Consider the following 16096-nt stretch of genomic DNA (forward strand, 5'->3'; position numbering starts at 1 on the left):
CAATCCTGTGTTCTTAAGGCTGTGTTTGTGCGGCTTGTGTTCTGGAAGGCTCTTATGCGGCGGTTGCCAGGTTCCGGCGCCGGACCCAGACGCCCAGGAGCAGGACCACTGCCACCATGAGCGGCGCCGAGTAGAGCAGCACCGGGTTTTCACCGGACGGGTCGTAGACCTCGGGCCGCGGCCAGGCGAGGTTGACCACCATCATGGCGCCGTAGAGGACGGCGAGGATGTTGACGGGCAGGCCCCAGCGGCCCAGGGAAAAGAGTCCGGCGGGAAGGGTCTGCCCCACCTGGTTCCAGTCGCCCCGGAGCCTGTTGAGGAGCTGCGGCACGGTGACCAGGAGGTAGGCGAGGTAGACCATCACGATGCAGACGCTGCACAGGGTGGTGAACAGGGCGGCGTTGCCGACATTGATGGCGAGGACGCCCACGGCCAGGGCGCCGATGACAATCGAGGGCCACATGGGCGTGCCGCGGGTGGGGTGGACTGAGGACAGCAGCGCCGATGCGGGAAGTTTGCCGTCGCGGGCCATGGAGAACACCAGGCGTGAACCGGCGGTCTGGATGGCCAGGGTGCAGACGAAGATGGCGATGGCTACGTCCACCAGCAGGACCTTGCCCCAGAAGGTGCCCAGGACGGCGGTGAGGACGTAGGGCAGGCCTTCGGTGGCGAGGCGGCCGTCGTCGAGGCTGGGGGCTGCCATCAGGGCGGTGATGATCATCAGCGCGCCGCCGATGCCGGAGATGAGCAGGGCCGAAAGGATGGTGCGGGGAGCGGTCCGGCGCGGGTCCTTGGTTTCTTCGGAGAGCTCGCCGGCGGAGTTGAAGCCCACCATGACGTAGGCGGCCATCAACCCGGAAACCAGGAACGCTCCCACGGCGCCGAGCTCGGAATTCTGGAGCACGGTGGTCTCCGCAACAACGTCCGGCCCGCGCTGGGCGGCGCTGATCAGGGCCAGGATGACGGCCACAACGCCCACGATCTCGCAGGTGACGCCCACCGAGTTCACGTGGGCCATAAGCTTGACGCCCAGTGAGTTGATGATGGTGGTGGCCACCAGAAGCACGGCGCCCAGGATCACGGCATTCGCGGCTCCCGTCACGGTGTTGAGCGCGGGATCACCGCCCACCAGCTGGAACCCGGACCACAGCTGGGGCAGCACCACCTGAAGGGCGATGGCGGCGGCCGCGGCGGTGACCACCTGGGCGATGGCCATGAACCAGCCGGCAAACCAGCCCACACCCTCGCCGCCCACACGCCGGGCCCACTGGTACACGGCTCCGGAGAGCGGGTAGCGGGCAGCGAGCTCCGCGAAGTTCAGGGCCACGAGGAGCTGGCCCACCAGTACTACCGGCCAGGTCCAGAAGAAGGCCGGTCCCGCGAACGAATAGCCGAAGGCGAACAACTGGAAGATGGTGGTGAGGATGGAGACGAAGGAAAAGCCGGCGGCGAAGGAAGCGTAGCGGCCGAGTTTCCGGTGGAGGGTGGGCTCGTAGCCAAGGGACGTCAAATCTGCATCGTCCGCGTGGACGGTGGGAAGAGCTGTTGAGGTCATCGGATTCTCCGGGGGCTGGAACGGCGAGGGGGCCGGCGGTAATGCAGCCCTCGGCCGATGGCTGCGGAATACCGGTCACTTGATAGTTTTCCAGCGTGATGTCCCCAAAGAGTTTCACCTCTGTAAAAGGCGGATAGACATCTTGTTTCCGTTGTATTTCCGTCCCCTCACCGCCGATCAAAAGGCCCAAAGGGCCCGCGGCAGGATGCAAGAATGAGGCAGTGACTTCAGCCGGACCCGGACGCCCCCGCAGCCAACAGCCCTCCAGGCCGGGCGCCACCGCCCGGGAGGAGATCCTGGATGCGGCGGCCGAGCTCTTTACCACCCAGGGCTTCGCCAACACCTCCACCCGCTCCATCGCCGATGCCGTGGGAATCAGGCAGTCCTCGCTGTACCACCACTTCAAAACCAAGGACGACATCCTCGAGGACCTCCTGCAGGGCACCGTGTCCGGCGGGCTCGAGTTTGCCCGGACGGTGGCGGCCCTGCCGCCGGCGGAAGTGCCGCCTGGAGGCCGGCTTCACGCCGTCGCCCTTTATGACGGGACGCAATTGTGCAGCGCCCGCTGGAACCTCGGCGTCCTGTACCACCTGCCCGAGGCCCGCAGCGGCCGCTTCGAACGGTTCCTGGCCGGACGGCAGGAGTTGCGGAAGTTGTACGGTGACCTCGGCGCGGCCCTCTCCCCCGCCGGAACTTTGGCCCTGAGCGGTGCCAATCCCGGCGACCTGGCCTTCCGCCTGGTCGAATCGCTGATCAACCTCCGGGCCGACGGCCTCGCCACTTCCGCCTCTCCCCTGCAGGCAGCGGATGCCGGGCTCATCCTGTGCGGGTTGGGCGCAGAGCTGCCGGCGATCCGCGAGCAGAGCGCGGCGCTCATCAAACGCCTGGGTTGACGGCTGCGCCGATCGGCTGGCGCAGTGTCCATGGTGCCCGCGTTCAGGTTGCTCGGCTAGGCTCGGAACATGACGCGTGAGAACATCAGGACCCCCGACGGCGGCACTCTGGAGCTCTTTTCCACCGGCGTGGAACTCACTTCGGCCGGTTCAGGCGTGGTGGTTGTCCCGCCGTCCCTGGTGACGGCCGCCGATTACACCAAGTTCGCGCAGAAACTCAGCGCTGCCCTGGGCCGGCCGGTCCACACGTTCAACCGCCGCGGCCGGGGCTCGTCATCGCCCCAACCGGAGGATTACACCCTGGACGTGGACATCCGCGACCTCGATACCGTGATGAAGCACACCTCCAGCACGGACGTCTTCGGACACAGCTTCGGCGGGGCTGTTGCGCTCCACGCGGCGCGGACGCTGCCGGTGGAACGGCTCGCCGTCTACGATCCCGCCGTCTCCGTGAACCACAGCGTCAAGGCGGACTGGACCGCCGAGTACGAGCGCGCCATCGCGGCCGGGGATGACGACCGCGCCCTCGCCGTCCTGCAGCGGGGCCTCGAAGCCGGCGGCGCCTTCTCGTCCCGCATGCCGCTCTCCATGCTGACCCTGGCCAACAAGCTCACGGCAGGTACCTCCGAGGGCAAGCAGCAGCGCGAGCTCATGCGCACCGGCGTCCGGGAGATCAAGGCAATTATTGCCGCGGACATGCCGGCCGAGCCTTTCCTGGAACTGCCGCTGGAAACCCTGATCGTGGTGGGCGAAAAGAGCCCGGCCTACTTTGGCGTGGCGTGCGGCCAGATCCACGATGTGCTCTCCGGCTCCAGCTACACCATCCTGCCCGGCTTCGGGCACGACGGCGTCATCAAGGCTCCGGACAAGCTGATCAAGGAGCTGGCGGACTTCTACGCCGGCTGACGCTCCAGGCAAGTAGCGCCAAGTGTCGTTTTGATGCTCCAAACGGCACTCAGCGCTACCTGGTTGGGTCAGTGGCCGCCGTGACCCGGCCCGGCACCTTCTGTCTTGCGCATCATGGCGGAGAGTACGACGGCGGCGAGGGCAATGACGGTCGCCGTCAGGAAGGCGGCGCTCATCCCCGCGACGAGGCCCGACGCGGCTGAGACCACGGCGAAGATGGACACCAGCAGCGCCGTACCGGCGGCTCCGGCCACCTGCTGCATGGTGCTCATGATCGCGGACCCGTGCGAGTACAGGTGCGGCGGAAGCGGGTTCAGGCCGGTGGTGAACGCCGGGGTGAACAGCAGCGCAAGTCCGAAACTCAGCCCCACATGCAAGGTGACGATCCACCAGACGGGAGTGCCGGCGTCGAGCATTGAAAACTGCCAGAGGGTCACCACCATCAGGATTGACCCTGTGACGGTGAGCGGCAGCGGCCCTACCTTGTCGAAGAGCCGGCCGATGACCGGGCCCAGCAGACCCATGGCCAGGCCGCCGGGAAGCAGCGCGAGGCCTGTCTCGAGGGAGCCGAGCCCGCGGATTTCCTGCAGGTACAGGGGCAGCAGGATGACGCCGCCGAACAGCGCCATCATGGCCACCACCATCAGCAGGACCGAGACGGTGAACATACGGAAGTTGAACGCGCGCAGGTCCAGCAGCGGAGCGTCGCCCTTCTGCAGGCGGAGCTGGCGGAGGACAAAGACGGTGAGGCTGGCGACGCCGATGACCAGTGCGGCGATGGCTGCAACACCCGGCCCGGCCTGGCCGCCGTGGCCGCCGCCGATCTGGCTGAGGCCGTAGACCAGGCCGCCGAATGCGGGGACGGTAAGGATGACCGAAAGTGCGTCGAGCTTGGCCTTTTCCGTCTCGCCAACGTTGGTCAGGTACTTGGCACCGATGGCGAGGGCCGCGAGGGCCACCGGGAGGACAAACACGAACATAAAGCGCCAGGTGAAGTGCTCAAGGATCAACCCTGAAACGGTGGGGCCCATGGCCGGTGCCACGGAGATCGCGATGCTGACGTTGCCCATCACGGCGCCGCGCTTGGCCAGGGGGACCAGCGTGAGGATGGTGGTCATCAGCAGGGGCAGCATAATCGCGGTGCCGCCGGCCTGGACAATGCGGGCCAGCAGCAGGATCTCGAAGCCCGGAGCCACTGCGGCAAGTGCGGTACCGCCGGCGAAAAGGCCCATGGCGAGCATAAACACTGCCCGGGTGGACAGGGTCTGCAGGATGAATCCGGTGGTGGGAATGACCACGGCCATGGTGAGCATAAACCCGGTGGACAGCCACTGGACGGTGGGGGCATCCACCTGGAGATCCACCATGAGCCGCTGCAGGGCGACGTTCATGATGGTCTCGTTGAGGATCACCACAAACGTCGCCACCAGCAGTGTGGTGATGACTGTTACCGATTCGCGGGACATCTTCTCCGGCGCGGCGGGCTTGGCTCCTTCGGTTCGGACGGACTTGCCGCTGGCGTTCGGAGAGACTTCGGTAGACATGGGTGTTCCCTCAGGAGGTTGTTTGAAAGGTGCGCGATCAGCGTCGCTGCAGACTCCAACACTCTACCGGCTGGAGTAATTCCTCCGCACGGTATCTTTTCTATAACCCTGAGGGAACAATGGGTGCATTCAGGCCGTCTGGCCGGCGTGCTGGCCTTCGGAAATCTCCTCGACCAGCTTGCTGTTGAACGCCGGAAGGTCGTCCGGGTTGCGGCTGGTCACCAGACCCTGGTCCACCACCACTTCCTCGTCAGTCCAGTTGGCGCCGGCATTCTTCAGGTCCGTCTGGAGCGTGTGGTACGAGGTGACGTTCCGTCCGCGCAGCACACCGGCCTCGATCAGCAGCCAGGGTCCGTGGCAGATGGACGCCACGGGCTTGTGCTGTTCAAAGAAGCTCCGGGTGAAGGCCTGGGCGTCCTTGTCCACCCGGAGGTGGTCGGCATTAACAACGCCGCCGGGCAGGACCAGGGCATCAAAGTCCGAGGCGTTCGCCTCTGCCACGGTGAGGTCGACGTCGAACGTGTCGCCCTTTTCCGTTCCCTCGAAACCCTGCAGCTTTCCGCTCTTGGGCGCCACCAGGGTGGGCTGGCCACCGGCCTCCTTGACCGCCTGCCACGGGCTGGTCAGCTCAATCTGCTCCACGCCGTCCGTCAGCAGGAATGCAACCTTCTTGCCGGCGATGCTTTGTTCTGACATTTTTCCTCCTCATGCGGGCGGCACGCCGCGCGCTATTGAGGGCGCGGACTACCGCTTCGAGAGTTGTTTGCCTGACAGCTTCAAGCGTAGGAAAAGGAGAAGTGATAAGCAAGCTGACTATATTGGCTTGCATCCTGTGTAAGTGCCGGGCACTAAGGACCATTACGACGGCGGGCGGGCGGCGGCGTGCGACGGCGGGCATCGGCGGGCGTGCTACCTTCCCGGCCATCTTCGGCCAAGGCCCGTCTGCGAATTGTCAGACCCCCATTAGATGATTCTTGTATGGGAAACGGCACGGGCACGGCAGCAGCGATGGAGGGCATTCACGCCTCCACCGCTCGGCTCGATGCGCTGTTCCTCGAAGATGCCCGGCTGGAAGCTGACACTGGCGCCGCTGCCGTTGCGGGTGCCGATGGTGCTGCTGGCGGCGGCGCTGTTGTGGATGTGCTGCAGCGCAGGTTCGAGATCCGTTTGGAGCGCTTGGCGGTAACGAAGCAGCTGGAAGCCCAGATCGCGGGCGTCAAAGCCCAGGACACTGCCGAGGCCATCGAGCTCCAGCACGCAATGACCCCGCCCGAAGCGCCCACCCACGAACGCACCTACGCCGAGATATCCGCGGTCGAGGAAATCGCCGGGGTCCTGACCATCAGCTCCGCCGCCGCCGGAGCACTTATCACCCAATCCCGGCAACTCGTCGCCCTCCCACCGGCCATGGACGCCCTCACCGCCGGGACCATCTCCTGGCAACACGCCAAAATCATCGCCGACGAAACCGACAGCCTCGACCCCGCCGGCGCCGCCGCCCTCGTCGCCCACGCCCTGAACCCCAACCCCGCCCGCGGAGCCACGTCCGGCGAACTCGTCCCCTCACGGTTCCGGTCCCGGGTCCGTAACTGGCGCGAACGCCACCACCCCGAATCCCTCGAGAAACGCCACGCCAAATGCGCCGCGGACCGGAGAATGGAATACACCCCGGACCGCGACGGCATGGCCTGGGTCTCCCTCTACATCCCCGCACACCAGGGCTCAGCCATCTGGAACCGCACCACCGCCATCGCCCGCGGACTCCACGGCCCCAACGAACCCCGCACCATCACCCAACTCCGCCCCGACATCGCCGCCAGCCTCCTCCTCCGCGCCGGCCCAGCCCTCACCCACACCAACGCACCCAACACCAACGGAACCAACACCAACGGAACCAACACAGGACAAAACACCAGAGGCGAAGGAAACCCGGGGGAACACGCGACCGGTCAAGGCAGCATGGGGGAACGCAACCCGAGACAAGACAACACGGGACAAGGCAACCCGGGTGAAGACAGCACGGTAACCATCGAAGACGGCGGCCAGGACACCATCGGGCTGGCCTCGCTCACGCCGGCCGACGTCAACGACACCGCCACCGGTACCACCACCGGCAGCACCGACCATGAGGCTACCGCCGCCACCGGCACCGCCGAGTACGAGAGCACCGCCGACCATGAGACCCCCGGCGCCGCAGAGCAGGAAGCCAACGGCGGCAACGAGTACGCGGAACTCGGCACCGTCCCGGTCCCCAAGGCAGACGTCCTCGTCACCGTCCCGATGGCCGCGCTGCTCGGCCAGACCGACGAACCGGCACACCTGGACGGTTTTGGTCCGATCCCCGCCTCGATGGCCCGCGAACTCGTCGCCAACGGCGCCAGCTCCTTCTACCGCGTCCTCGTCGACCCCCGCGACGGAGCACCACTGGAAATTGGCCGCACCAACTACCGCCTCACCAAAGCCATGAAAAAAGCACTGCAACTCAGGGACGGAAAATGCACCTTCCCCGGCTGCAACAACCCATCCCTCGACAACGAGACAGACCACCTTCAAGCCTGGCAGCACGGCGGCAACACCGGGATCAGCAACCTGGCCCAACTCTGCCCAAAACACCACCACCTCAAACACAACAGCCGCTGGAAACCCACACCAGCCACCACAACCGAACCACCCGGCTGGACCTCACCCACCGGCCGACACTACAAAGCCGAACAACCCGACCGCGAACCACCCCACTGGCCAACCGGCCTACTAACCCCTGCAACCGACACAGCCGGGCCCCCACCCGATCCACCGGAAGCACCCAGGCTCCTGCCGGTCGAAGAGAGCCAGTTCGAAAATGCCCTCATGGCCTTGCTGTCGAGTTAAGGTCGGCGGCGGAAATTGCTTTGGGCTGCACCCAACACCGGACGAGCTGCGACCGGCGGCGGCGGCTTCAAGCGGTCAACTTTCTGGGTGCAGTTTCAACAGGGCACCAAGGCTTCAGGTACTCCATCAACAAATCGCAAGGGCTAACCCAACCGGGCTTCAACGGGCGGTGCCAACGAGCCTGCAGGCTCAAACAACCCGGCGTTAGCGGTGGTGCTCGATCAGCCAGCCGGCCATCTGTTGGGCGCGCTTGGCTGCCTGCATATCGCCCTCCGTGGCGGAGATGATAGAGCCCTTCATCAGGATGTGCCATGAGCGGGCGAACTCGTCGGGACGCTGGAGCCCGGCTTCTTCAGCCAGGGCCTGGACGTGTCCCCGGATCTTCGCGAGGTAGTCGATGCTGGCCTGGCCCAGCGGGTGGGCCGGTCCCATTTCCAGCAGGACATTGATGAAGGAGCAGGCCTCAAAGTCCTCACGCAGGAACCAGTCCCCGAAGACGTCGAAAATGGCCAACAGTTGCTCGGTGGGCGTGCTTCCCCGGCGCCGGGCTTCCGAAACGATCGCGTTCACTGTCCACTGCTTGTCCCGCTGCTCAAGGAAAGCCAGGACCAGGGAGTCCTTGGATGGGAAATGACGGTAGAACGTGGCTTTTGCTACCCCGGAGCGCTCAATCAGTTCGTTGACGCCGACATCCCGGACACCGCGTTGCGAAAAAAGTTCATAGGCCACCGACATGATCCTGGCCACGGATTTGGCGGCGGCGCTCTCCGGCACGGGCGCTTCCGTGACAACTGGCACCGGAACTGCGGCGGAAGGCTCGGCTGACTGTGCCTGGCCAAGCGCACCGACCGCTGGATACTCCGCTTCTGGATTCATGACACCTCCAGTTTACCGCCGCAGGGTGAAGACAGACCGGTCTTCCCCGCTGTAATGTTTCACTACGCGCAGTGCTTACGACAACGCAGTCGAATCGGTGCAAGGAGGCCCCAGTGTCAGCAGAGCGGATGTTCCAAAGCCTGCCGTCGGACCCTGATCCGTGGATGGCCAGCGATACCCCGGTCGAAATCCGGGAATTCGCCATTGAATCACTTCGGTGGCAGGCCCAGGAGATCATCAACGAGGTGCTCTGCAGTAACGAACCGGGCGAAGAACTGGCCAGGGCCAGGCTTCGCCGCTGTGTCGCCCGGAATCCGGGCAGGCCCGAACGCGCGCTCCTGGAGCAGTTGATGACCAGCCGGGGCAGGCCCGGCCTCTAGCTTGGCTCGCAGGAACCTAGGAACGCAGGGGCATGTTGTCGATCAGCCGCACCGGTCCCACCTTGGCAGCGATGAGTGCCAGGGCCTCGCCCCGGAACGGGGTCTCACGGCAGTTCTCTGCCAGCGGTTCCAGGGTGTCCGGATCCACCACATCAAAGTAGTCCAACCCCACCAGTGGCTGGGACTCCACCATCGCCTGCGCGGACTCAAGGTCCAGCGGCTGCCGCGCTTTGGCCCGCTCCTCAAGCAGCCGCAACGCCCGCGACAGTACCAGCGCAGCCTCGCGTTCGTCGTCGGCCAGGAAACGGTTGCGGCTGGACAGCGCGAGCCCGTCGGCTGACCGGACAGTGGGCACCCCCACGATATCCACAGGGAAGTTCAGGTCCGCCACCATCCGCCGGACCAGCGCCAGCTGCTGCGCGTCCTTCTGGCCGAAGTAGGCACGGTACGAGGACAGGCCAGCTTCACCATGCGCTCCCTTACCAGCGGGCAGCCCGGCGCCGGGGATCCCGTAATGCAGCAGCTTGGCCACTACAGTCAGCGCGCCGTCAAAGTGGCCGGGACGTGAGGCTCCCTCCCACTTCTCACCGAGCCTTCCGGAGGTGATCCGCACCAGCGGCTCGCCGCCGGGATACACCTCCTCCACGGTCGGGGCAAAAGCCAGGTCCACGCCTTGCGCTTCCAGCAGGGCAAGGTCGGCATCCAGCGTCCGCGGATAGCGGTCCAGGTCCGTGGCATCACCGAACTGCAGCGGGTTGACGAAGATGGTGGCCACTACCACGTCGTTCTGCTCGACGGCGGTCCGGGCCAGTGCGGCGTGCCCCTCGTGGAGTGCGCCCATGGTTGGAACCAGGCCCTGCGACGTTCCGTTTTTCTCGGTGAGGAGCCGCGCGCTCTGGGCGTGCAGCTCAGCAACAGTTGTAACGAGTTTGATGGGCATGTTCAGTCTTCCTCCGGTTCCAGGGCCTTGCGCAGTCCCCCCAGCTGGTCAGGTTTCAGCAGCCCGCGCCCCTCGGCACGGAGGGCTGTGGCGCGCGCCATCGCAAGGTAGGCGGCCAGCACGTCGCCCTGCCGGCCGGCGTCGAACTCCCGCAAGGCCTCCGCATGGGCCCTGACTGTTCCTACGTCGCCGCGCGCCACCGGTCCGGTCAGGGCGGACTCCCCCGACGCCAGCGCATTCTCCAGGGTGGCCCGCAACAACGGACCCAGCATCCGCTCGGGCATGTCGACGCCAACATCACTCAACAGTTGGGACGCCTGCGCAACCAGGGTCACCAGATGGTTCGAGCCGTGCGCCAGGGCTGCGTGGTAAAGCGTCCGGTCCGCTTCGGCAATGACCACCGGTTCGGCACCCATCTCCACCACCAGCGCCTGCGCAATCGGCAGCATGGCGGCATCGGCGGTGACCCCGAACGTGCAGTCCAGCAGGCGCGTCAGGTCCAGGCTCATGCCGGTGAAAGTCATCGCGGGATGCAGGGCCAGGGGGACGGCTCCGGCCGCGCGCACCGGACGCAGCACACCTACTCCGAACCGGCCCGACGTGTGCGCAACCAGCTGGCCGGGCTGCCATGCTCCGAGCTTCGCTAGTCCATCCACCAGGCCGGGCAGGGCGTCGTCGGGCACCGCCAGCAGCACCAGCTCCGCCCGCTCCACGATCTCCTGGACCTCCAGGACCGGTACGCCGGGAAGCAGCGTCCCGGCACGTTCCCGGCTTGCCTCCGAAACAGCTGAAACCCCGACGACGGCATGTTCCGCTGAACGCAGGGCCGCGCCGAGTACGGCGCCCACCTTGCCCGCACCGATGATTCCGACGCCGAGGCGTCCGGGCTTAGCCATGCTGCTGGCCTTTCTGCGTGGGGACTGGAGATTCGGTTGGCCCAACCAGAGGCTGGGGCTCAACCACAGGCCGGGGCGATACCTGCCCGCCATCGCCGGGTGGGATGTCCGGGGCCACCTGCGCCAGCCATTGTTCAGTGGTCTGCCGCTTCCGGGCCAGCCGCGCACGGGCGGACTGGGCGTCAAAAAGCGCGACAGCCTGCTCCACTCCGGCCTGCTGGAGCCGCGGCGAAACCGGCCCCACAGTTGTGTGCAGCACGAGGTCAGCCACCTTAAACCGGCGCGCCAGCGGGCCTTGGTGCAGCGCCATGGACTGGGTCCGCTGGTGCGGGACCAACACCAGCTCCCGCCACCAGCGGCCGGAGCGGATCAACAGCGCGGTGTCCGTGGCGGCAAAACCGTTCCGCCGCCATCCCAGCGGCGCCAGGAGGCGGGCCCTGCGCGGCGTGGCAACGAAACCGCCGTCGGACCCCAGGCCATGGAGCCCTGCGCCGAAGACGGCGGCAGGATCCGGCGTGCCCGGATCGGGAAGAACCAGCGCGAGGATCGCCATCACATCCTGCAGCCGGCCCACCGGCAGGAGCGTTGTCCGCGCCGAGCCCTCGGCCGCATTCTCCACGCCGCCGTAGCCAGCCACATTGACCTGGATCCGGTACCAGCCCAGTGCCCGCCACAACGGGGGCTGGGCCACTTTCAGCGCCTGGATCCGCCCCGGTGGAAGCGTCTGCGCCTGGGTGTCCAGCAGCCCATAGCGCAGCCGGATGCCGTCCGGCGAGATCGCTGCGGTGAAGTTATAGCCCTTGTTGAACGGATTCCAGTAGCTTGCCGCCAAGCCGAGGGCAGCGGGAATCAGGTAGAAGTAAAAACTGCGGTTGTCGGTGACCGCGGAAAGAACCACGGTAGCCGCGCCGCCCAGCACCACAAAAACACTTTGCTCGCTGAGCAGCAGCGAACCGATAAGGCGCGACGGCGGCACCGCCAGGACCGGATACTCCGGAGCCTCGGGTGCCGGGGCGTCGGGGCGGGACGGGTCCACGGGCACGCCGGCCGCGCGGGCCAGGATGGTGGCGCGGAGCTGGCGGGCCTCGTCCATTGAAAGATAGGCAAGACGTACGGCGGATTCCCCGGCGTCGGCCACCTCGAACTTGAGTTCGGCCAGTCCAAAGATCCGTGCCAGCAGCGGCTGCACAATGTCGATGGCCTGCACCCGGTCCAGCCGTGCCTGGCGTTGCTGCCGGAAAATGAAACCCGTGTTGACCCGGACGTAGCCTCCGGATACCTGGTACTTGGTGAAGTACCAGGTGAGGATGAATCCCAGCACCGCGATGAGCAGCATGATGCCGCCCGCGGCCAGCAACCAGGGCGCGCGGCCGGCGAACTCGTCCTCCAGGATGGGCCGGCCCTGGAGGGCACGCTCAAAAACGTCCCGGCCGGCGAAGAACCCGATCGCTGCCAGGGCCACCCAGCCGCGCACAAAGGGTGACGCCGGGTGCACCCGCAGCCACTCGCCGTCGGCCGGGCCGGCTGGAACACCATGGAGCGGGGCATTGCCGGAAACAGCAGGGGCGGTGCCGGGAACGCCAGGGGCAGAGGTGGGAGCCTCAGGCTCCGGACGCGGTCCCTCTGCGGTCACAGTCCAGCCAGCCTGGCTTCGCCGCGGGCCGCAAGCTGTTCACGGAGCCGTGCGCCTTCGGCTGCGGGCAGCCCGGGGATGTGCGCGCGGGTGCCTGGTGAAGCGGTATGGAGTTTCAGGGTGCACAGGCCCAGCCCGCGTTCCACCGGTCCGACGCCGATGTCCACGTACTGCATGCGGCCGTAGGGAACGGCCATGGTGCGCTGGAAGAAGATGCCGGTCCTGATCAGCAGGTCCTCGTCCCGTTCGGCGTACCCGATGGCCCGGACCTGGCGCGGGATCAGCACCAGCCGCCACAGGGCCAGCACCAGCGCGGCGGACGGGACGGCAATGGCCAGCCACAACGGCGGCCACTTCCACACCTTCAGGAGGACAAACAGCAGCGGCAGGGACAGCAGGAGCACCGTGATGAGGTTCGCCAGCGCCCACTCCACCAGCCGGACCGTAACGTATTTGGGTGACACCCGCTGCCAGATGATTCCCGGCGGGTCAATCGCCTCGGTATGCATATTCGCCTTCCCCCGTGGCTTCACCGCGTACCGGGCGGCCCGGCTTCCCGTCCGCACCGTTGGTCTCGCCATCCTCCGGCGGGATCCTGCAGAACCGCTCCACCAGGAAGCCAACCACGATCATCGCCAGTCCGCCGCCCGCCATCGCCAGCGCCAGCCAGGTAATGCCCTGGTTGCTGCGCAGGCTCCAGATCCGCAACTGGTCCAGGAAGATTCCCACGTGCCAGCCCAGCAGGACGGTGCCCGCATAGGCGCAGGCCTGCGCGAGCACCAGGGTCCGGGCCGCGAGGAGCGGATCGAGCAGTGTCTTTTTCTTGGTGCTGTTGGGTTTGTTGCTGTTGCGCCACCGCAGGATCCTGATGCCCAGGATCAGGGTGATGGCCACAATCACGCCCATGGTGGCCAGCGCGGTGGCCGGCAGCACGGGAGTGGCCATGCCGTAGCGGCTGGTCACCACCGTGGCCGACCAGCCCGCCACGGCCAGGATGACGCAGATCAGCATCAGGCGCAGCGGATTGAGGGGTTTCATCGCTCCTCCACAGCTCCTGCCGTGGGCAGGCCGTCGAAGTCGCCGAAGCCGTCGAACAGGGCCAGGTCACCGAAATCATCGGCGCGGGTGGCAAGGGCGCTGATGCGTTCGCCGTTCAGTGTGGCAGCGGGCTCGATCAACGACCAGGGGTACAGGACGAAGGCCCTGGCCGCCGCGCGGGGATGCGGCAGGGTGAGAACAGGGTCATCGCTGCGCAGGTCGCCGTAGGTAATGATGTCGACGTCGAGCGTCCGCGGCCCCCAGCGCACCTCCCTTACGCGGTGGTGCTTGTTTTCCACCGACTGGCAGTGCTCGAGCAACTCTTCCGGAGTGAGGCTGGTTTCGACGGTGATGACCATGTTCAGGAAGTCCGGCTGGTTCGGCGGACCGCCCACAGCTTTGGTCTGCACAATGGGCGAAACCGCGAGAAGGCGGATCTCGGGCGGGTCCACGAGGTCCGCGACGGCCTCGGTCAGGGTCTCGTTACGCTCGCCAAGGTTGCTGCCCAAGGCCAGCACCACCTTGGAATACCCGGAGTTCATGCGGCTTCCCCCTGCGCTGGTCTCTCCCCGTTGTCCCGGTCTGAGCTGTCCCGGTCCGCGTTGTCACGGCGCCGGTCGCTCCTGGTCCGGTGGACACTCACCGCCACATCGCCGAAAGGCACCTCGATGGGTGCCTGCGGTTTGTGCACGGTGACGTCCACTGCCTCAAGCCGGAATTCGCTGAGCAGGCTGTCCGCGATCCGGACGGCCAGGGCCTCGATCAGGTTCAGCGGTTCGCCGGAAATCCATTCAGTAATACGCTGCGCAACCTCGCCGTAGTGCGCGGTGTCCCGGACGTCGTCCGATTCCGCGGCCTTGGCAAAGTCCAGGTACAGCACCGCGTCCACCACAAAGGGCTGGCCTTCGCGGCGCTCAAAATCAAAGACGCCGTGATGGCCGACGGCGGTGACACCGGTCAGCGTAATCCTGTCCATGGCTGGGCCTACTGGGTGGTTCTTGGGGCGGCCAGGCGCGCGGCAACCTTGACGGCGTCCAGGCTGGGGCCGACGTCGTGCACGCGCACTGCCCAGGCGCCCCGGTAGGCGCTGATGGCAGTGATGGCTGCGGAGGCGTCGTCACGTTCCTGGGGGGCGGCGGTCTTGCCGGCAACGGTCAGGAGGGTGCCGAGGAACCGTTTGCGGGAAGCACCCACCAGGACCTTGTGGCCCAGGCTGTCCAGCTGGTCCAGGTTCTGCAGGAGCTCCCAGTTCTGGGCGTCGTTCTTGGCGAAGCCCAGGCCCGGATCGATGATGATCTGCTCCGGGCTGACGCCGGCGGCATAAAGCTTGTCCCGCACTCCGGCCAGTTCGGCCGCTACTTCGCCGGCAACGTCCTTGTACTCGGCCAGCGAGTTCATGGTGCGGGCGTCGCCGCGGCGGTGCGTAAGGATGTACGGGGCCTTGGAGGATGCTGCGAGCTCGGCCATTTCGGGTTCCATCGTGAGCCCGGAGACATCGTTGATGATGGCCGCGCCGGCCTTCAGTGCGGCCGCCGCCGTAGCCGCGTGGATGGTATCGATGCTGACCAGGGCGCCGGCCTTCACCAAAGCCTCGATCACCGGAATCACGCGCCGCTGTTCTTCTTCCGGGCTGACCTCTTCTGCGCCCGGGCGGGTTGATTCGCCTCCGACGTCGATGATGTCCGCTCCCGCATAGAACATCCGCAGCCCGGCGGCGATGGCGGAGTCCGCCGTACCGTGCTGGCCGCCGTCGCTGAAGGAGTCCGGCGTGACGTTGACGATGCCCATGACCAGAGTGCGGTCGGTGGGCAGGTCTTCGAAACGGGCTGCCGGCCGCGGCTTGCGCAGGACGGGCAGTGGCGAGGTTGCCGGGCCGGTTCCCGGCGCTGCAGCGAGTGAATCCATGGTCTGTTGATTACCTTCCGAGGATGAGGCTCATGGCTTCGGCACGGGTGGCCGGGTCATGAAGCTGCCCGCGGACCGCACTGGTGACGGTCTTTGCTCCGGGCTTGCGGATACCGCGCATGGACATACACATGTGTTCGCATTCAACAACGACGATGGCGCCGCGCGGCTTGAGGTGGCGGACCATCGCTTCAACGATCTCCGTGGTGAGGCGTTCCTGCACCTGGGGACGGCGGGCATAGATATCCACGAGCCGGGCCAGCTTGCTCAGCCCGGTCACTTTGCCCTCATGCGAGGGAATGTAACCCACGTGGGCCACACCATGGAACGGCACCAGGTGATGCTCGCAGGTGGAGTAGAAGGGGATGTCCTTGACCAGCACCAGTTCCTCATGGTCCAGGTCAAAGGTGGTGGACAGGACGTCGGCGGGGTCGTGGTGAAGCCCGGCAAACACCTCGGCGTAGGCCTTGGCCACCCGCTTGGGGGTGTCCACGAGGCCGCCGCGGTCCGGGTCTTCTCCAATGGCCAGGAGGATCTCGCGGACGGCAGCCTCAATGCGCGGCCGGTCCACCTTCTGGTGCTTTGAATGGTGGGCGCCGCCCTCCGCCGGGTAGCCGGCGGAGGCGGGAACGTCGTCGTCGTCGAAGTGGGTCACGTAAGAA

General features: G+C 66.4%; 17 protein-coding genes. 4 read left to right on the forward strand and 13 right to left on the reverse strand.

The genetic code is table 11. The annotated features are described in order from the left end of the window. Positions 1–52 precede the first annotated feature (52 nt). On the reverse strand, positions 53–1555 hold the full coding sequence (locus ARTSIC4J27_RS18900; protein ID WP_050056727.1) for an amino acid permease: 1503 nt from the start codon (positions 1553–1555) through the stop codon (positions 53–55). 221 nt (positions 1556–1776) lie between these two features. On the opposite strand from ARTSIC4J27_RS18900, the gene ARTSIC4J27_RS18905 reads away from it, so the two are divergent. Then, entirely contained in the window at positions 1777–2448 is a 672-nt protein-coding gene (locus ARTSIC4J27_RS18905; RefSeq protein WP_050056728.1) for a TetR/AcrR family transcriptional regulator, read from the forward strand. 69 nt (positions 2449–2517) lie between these two features. After that, complete coding sequence (locus tag ARTSIC4J27_RS18910) at positions 2518–3354, forward strand: alpha/beta fold hydrolase (protein WP_050056729.1); 837 nt, start codon at positions 2518–2520, stop codon at positions 3352–3354. Between the two features lie 68 nt (positions 3355–3422). Here the strand turns inward: ARTSIC4J27_RS18910 and ARTSIC4J27_RS18915 are convergent, their stop codons facing one another. Both ARTSIC4J27_RS18915 and ARTSIC4J27_RS18920 read right to left on the reverse strand, forming a co-directional pair. After that, on the reverse strand, positions 3423–4898 hold the full coding sequence (locus tag ARTSIC4J27_RS18915) for a DHA2 family efflux MFS transporter permease subunit (RefSeq protein WP_050056730.1): 1476 nt from the start codon (positions 4896–4898) through the stop codon (positions 3423–3425). A gap of 129 nt (positions 4899–5027) precedes the next feature. Continuing rightward, positions 5028–5594: a type 1 glutamine amidotransferase domain-containing protein gene (locus ARTSIC4J27_RS18920; RefSeq protein WP_050056731.1), complete on the reverse strand. Its 567-nt coding sequence runs from the start codon at positions 5592–5594 to the stop codon at positions 5028–5030. A gap of 282 nt (positions 5595–5876) precedes the next feature. Here ARTSIC4J27_RS18920 and ARTSIC4J27_RS23275 point away from each other — a divergent pair, with 282 nt between their 5' ends. Further along, positions 5877–7766, forward strand: coding sequence for an HNH endonuclease signature motif containing protein (locus ARTSIC4J27_RS23275; RefSeq protein ID WP_235436761.1), 1890 nt, complete (start codon positions 5877–5879; stop codon positions 7764–7766). Between the two features lie 204 nt (positions 7767–7970). Here the strand turns inward: ARTSIC4J27_RS23275 and ARTSIC4J27_RS18935 are convergent, their stop codons facing one another. Beyond that, a complete protein-coding gene (locus ARTSIC4J27_RS18935; RefSeq protein WP_407681140.1) occupies positions 7971–8642 on the reverse strand; it encodes a TetR/AcrR family transcriptional regulator in 672 nt (223 codons plus the stop codon). Positions 8643–8755: 113 nt separating this feature from the next. Between ARTSIC4J27_RS18935 and ARTSIC4J27_RS18940 the strand changes: the two genes are divergently transcribed. Further along, complete coding sequence (locus tag ARTSIC4J27_RS18940; RefSeq protein WP_050056732.1) at positions 8756–9022, forward strand: hypothetical protein; 267 nt, start codon at positions 8756–8758, stop codon at positions 9020–9022. 16 nt (positions 9023–9038) lie between these two features. Here ARTSIC4J27_RS18940 and ARTSIC4J27_RS18945 read toward each other — a convergent pair whose 3' ends face one another. From ARTSIC4J27_RS18945 to folE, 9 genes are read right to left on the reverse strand one after another with little or no spacing between them, the layout of a single operon-like run. Beyond that, positions 9039–9962 (reverse strand): 4-phosphopantoate--beta-alanine ligase, encoded by a 924-nt coding sequence (locus ARTSIC4J27_RS18945; RefSeq protein ID WP_050056733.1) that lies wholly within the window; start codon positions 9960–9962, stop codon positions 9039–9041. Positions 9963–9964: 2 nt separating this feature from the next. Further along, positions 9965–10858, reverse strand: a complete 894-nt coding sequence (locus ARTSIC4J27_RS18950) for a Rossmann-like and DUF2520 domain-containing protein (RefSeq protein WP_050056734.1) — start codon at positions 10856–10858, stop codon at positions 9965–9967. Then, positions 10851–12491 carry a PH domain-containing protein gene (locus tag ARTSIC4J27_RS18955; RefSeq protein WP_050056735.1) on the reverse strand — a complete coding sequence of 547 codons (1641 nt, stop codon included), beginning with the start codon at positions 12489–12491 and terminating at the stop codon, positions 10851–10853. Before ARTSIC4J27_RS18955 ends, ARTSIC4J27_RS18950 begins: the two co-directional genes overlap by 8 nt. Beyond that, the gene (locus tag ARTSIC4J27_RS18960; RefSeq protein ID WP_050056736.1) at positions 12488–13000 is read right to left on the reverse strand and encodes a PH domain-containing protein; all 513 of its coding nucleotides are present in this window, start codon (positions 12998–13000) and stop codon (positions 12488–12490) included. The genes ARTSIC4J27_RS18955 and ARTSIC4J27_RS18960 overlap by 4 nt, the downstream gene beginning before the upstream one ends. Continuing rightward, positions 12981–13529: a DUF3180 domain-containing protein gene (locus ARTSIC4J27_RS18965; RefSeq protein WP_050056737.1), complete on the reverse strand. Its 549-nt coding sequence runs from the start codon at positions 13527–13529 to the stop codon at positions 12981–12983. Before ARTSIC4J27_RS18965 ends, ARTSIC4J27_RS18960 begins: the two co-directional genes overlap by 20 nt. Then, a complete protein-coding gene (gene folK, locus ARTSIC4J27_RS18970; protein WP_050056738.1) occupies positions 13526–14071 on the reverse strand; it encodes a 2-amino-4-hydroxy-6-hydroxymethyldihydropteridine diphosphokinase in 546 nt (181 codons plus the stop codon). Before folK ends, ARTSIC4J27_RS18965 begins: the two co-directional genes overlap by 4 nt. Then, positions 14068–14505 carry a dihydroneopterin aldolase gene (gene folB / locus ARTSIC4J27_RS18975; protein WP_050056739.1) on the reverse strand — a complete coding sequence of 146 codons (438 nt, stop codon included), beginning with the start codon at positions 14503–14505 and terminating at the stop codon, positions 14068–14070. Before folB ends, folK begins: the two co-directional genes overlap by 4 nt. Positions 14506–14513: 8 nt before the next feature. Continuing rightward, complete coding sequence (gene folP, locus ARTSIC4J27_RS18980; RefSeq protein ID WP_050056740.1) at positions 14514–15434, reverse strand: dihydropteroate synthase; 921 nt, start codon at positions 15432–15434, stop codon at positions 14514–14516. Positions 15435–15444: 10 nt separating this feature from the next. Next, entirely contained in the window at positions 15445–16089 is a 645-nt protein-coding gene (gene folE / locus ARTSIC4J27_RS18985) for a GTP cyclohydrolase I FolE (RefSeq protein ID WP_050056741.1), read from the reverse strand. Positions 16090–16096 lie beyond the last annotated feature (7 nt).

The organism is Pseudarthrobacter siccitolerans (assembly GCF_001046895.1).
Lineage (GTDB): Bacteria > Actinomycetota > Actinomycetes > Actinomycetales > Micrococcaceae > Arthrobacter > Arthrobacter siccitolerans.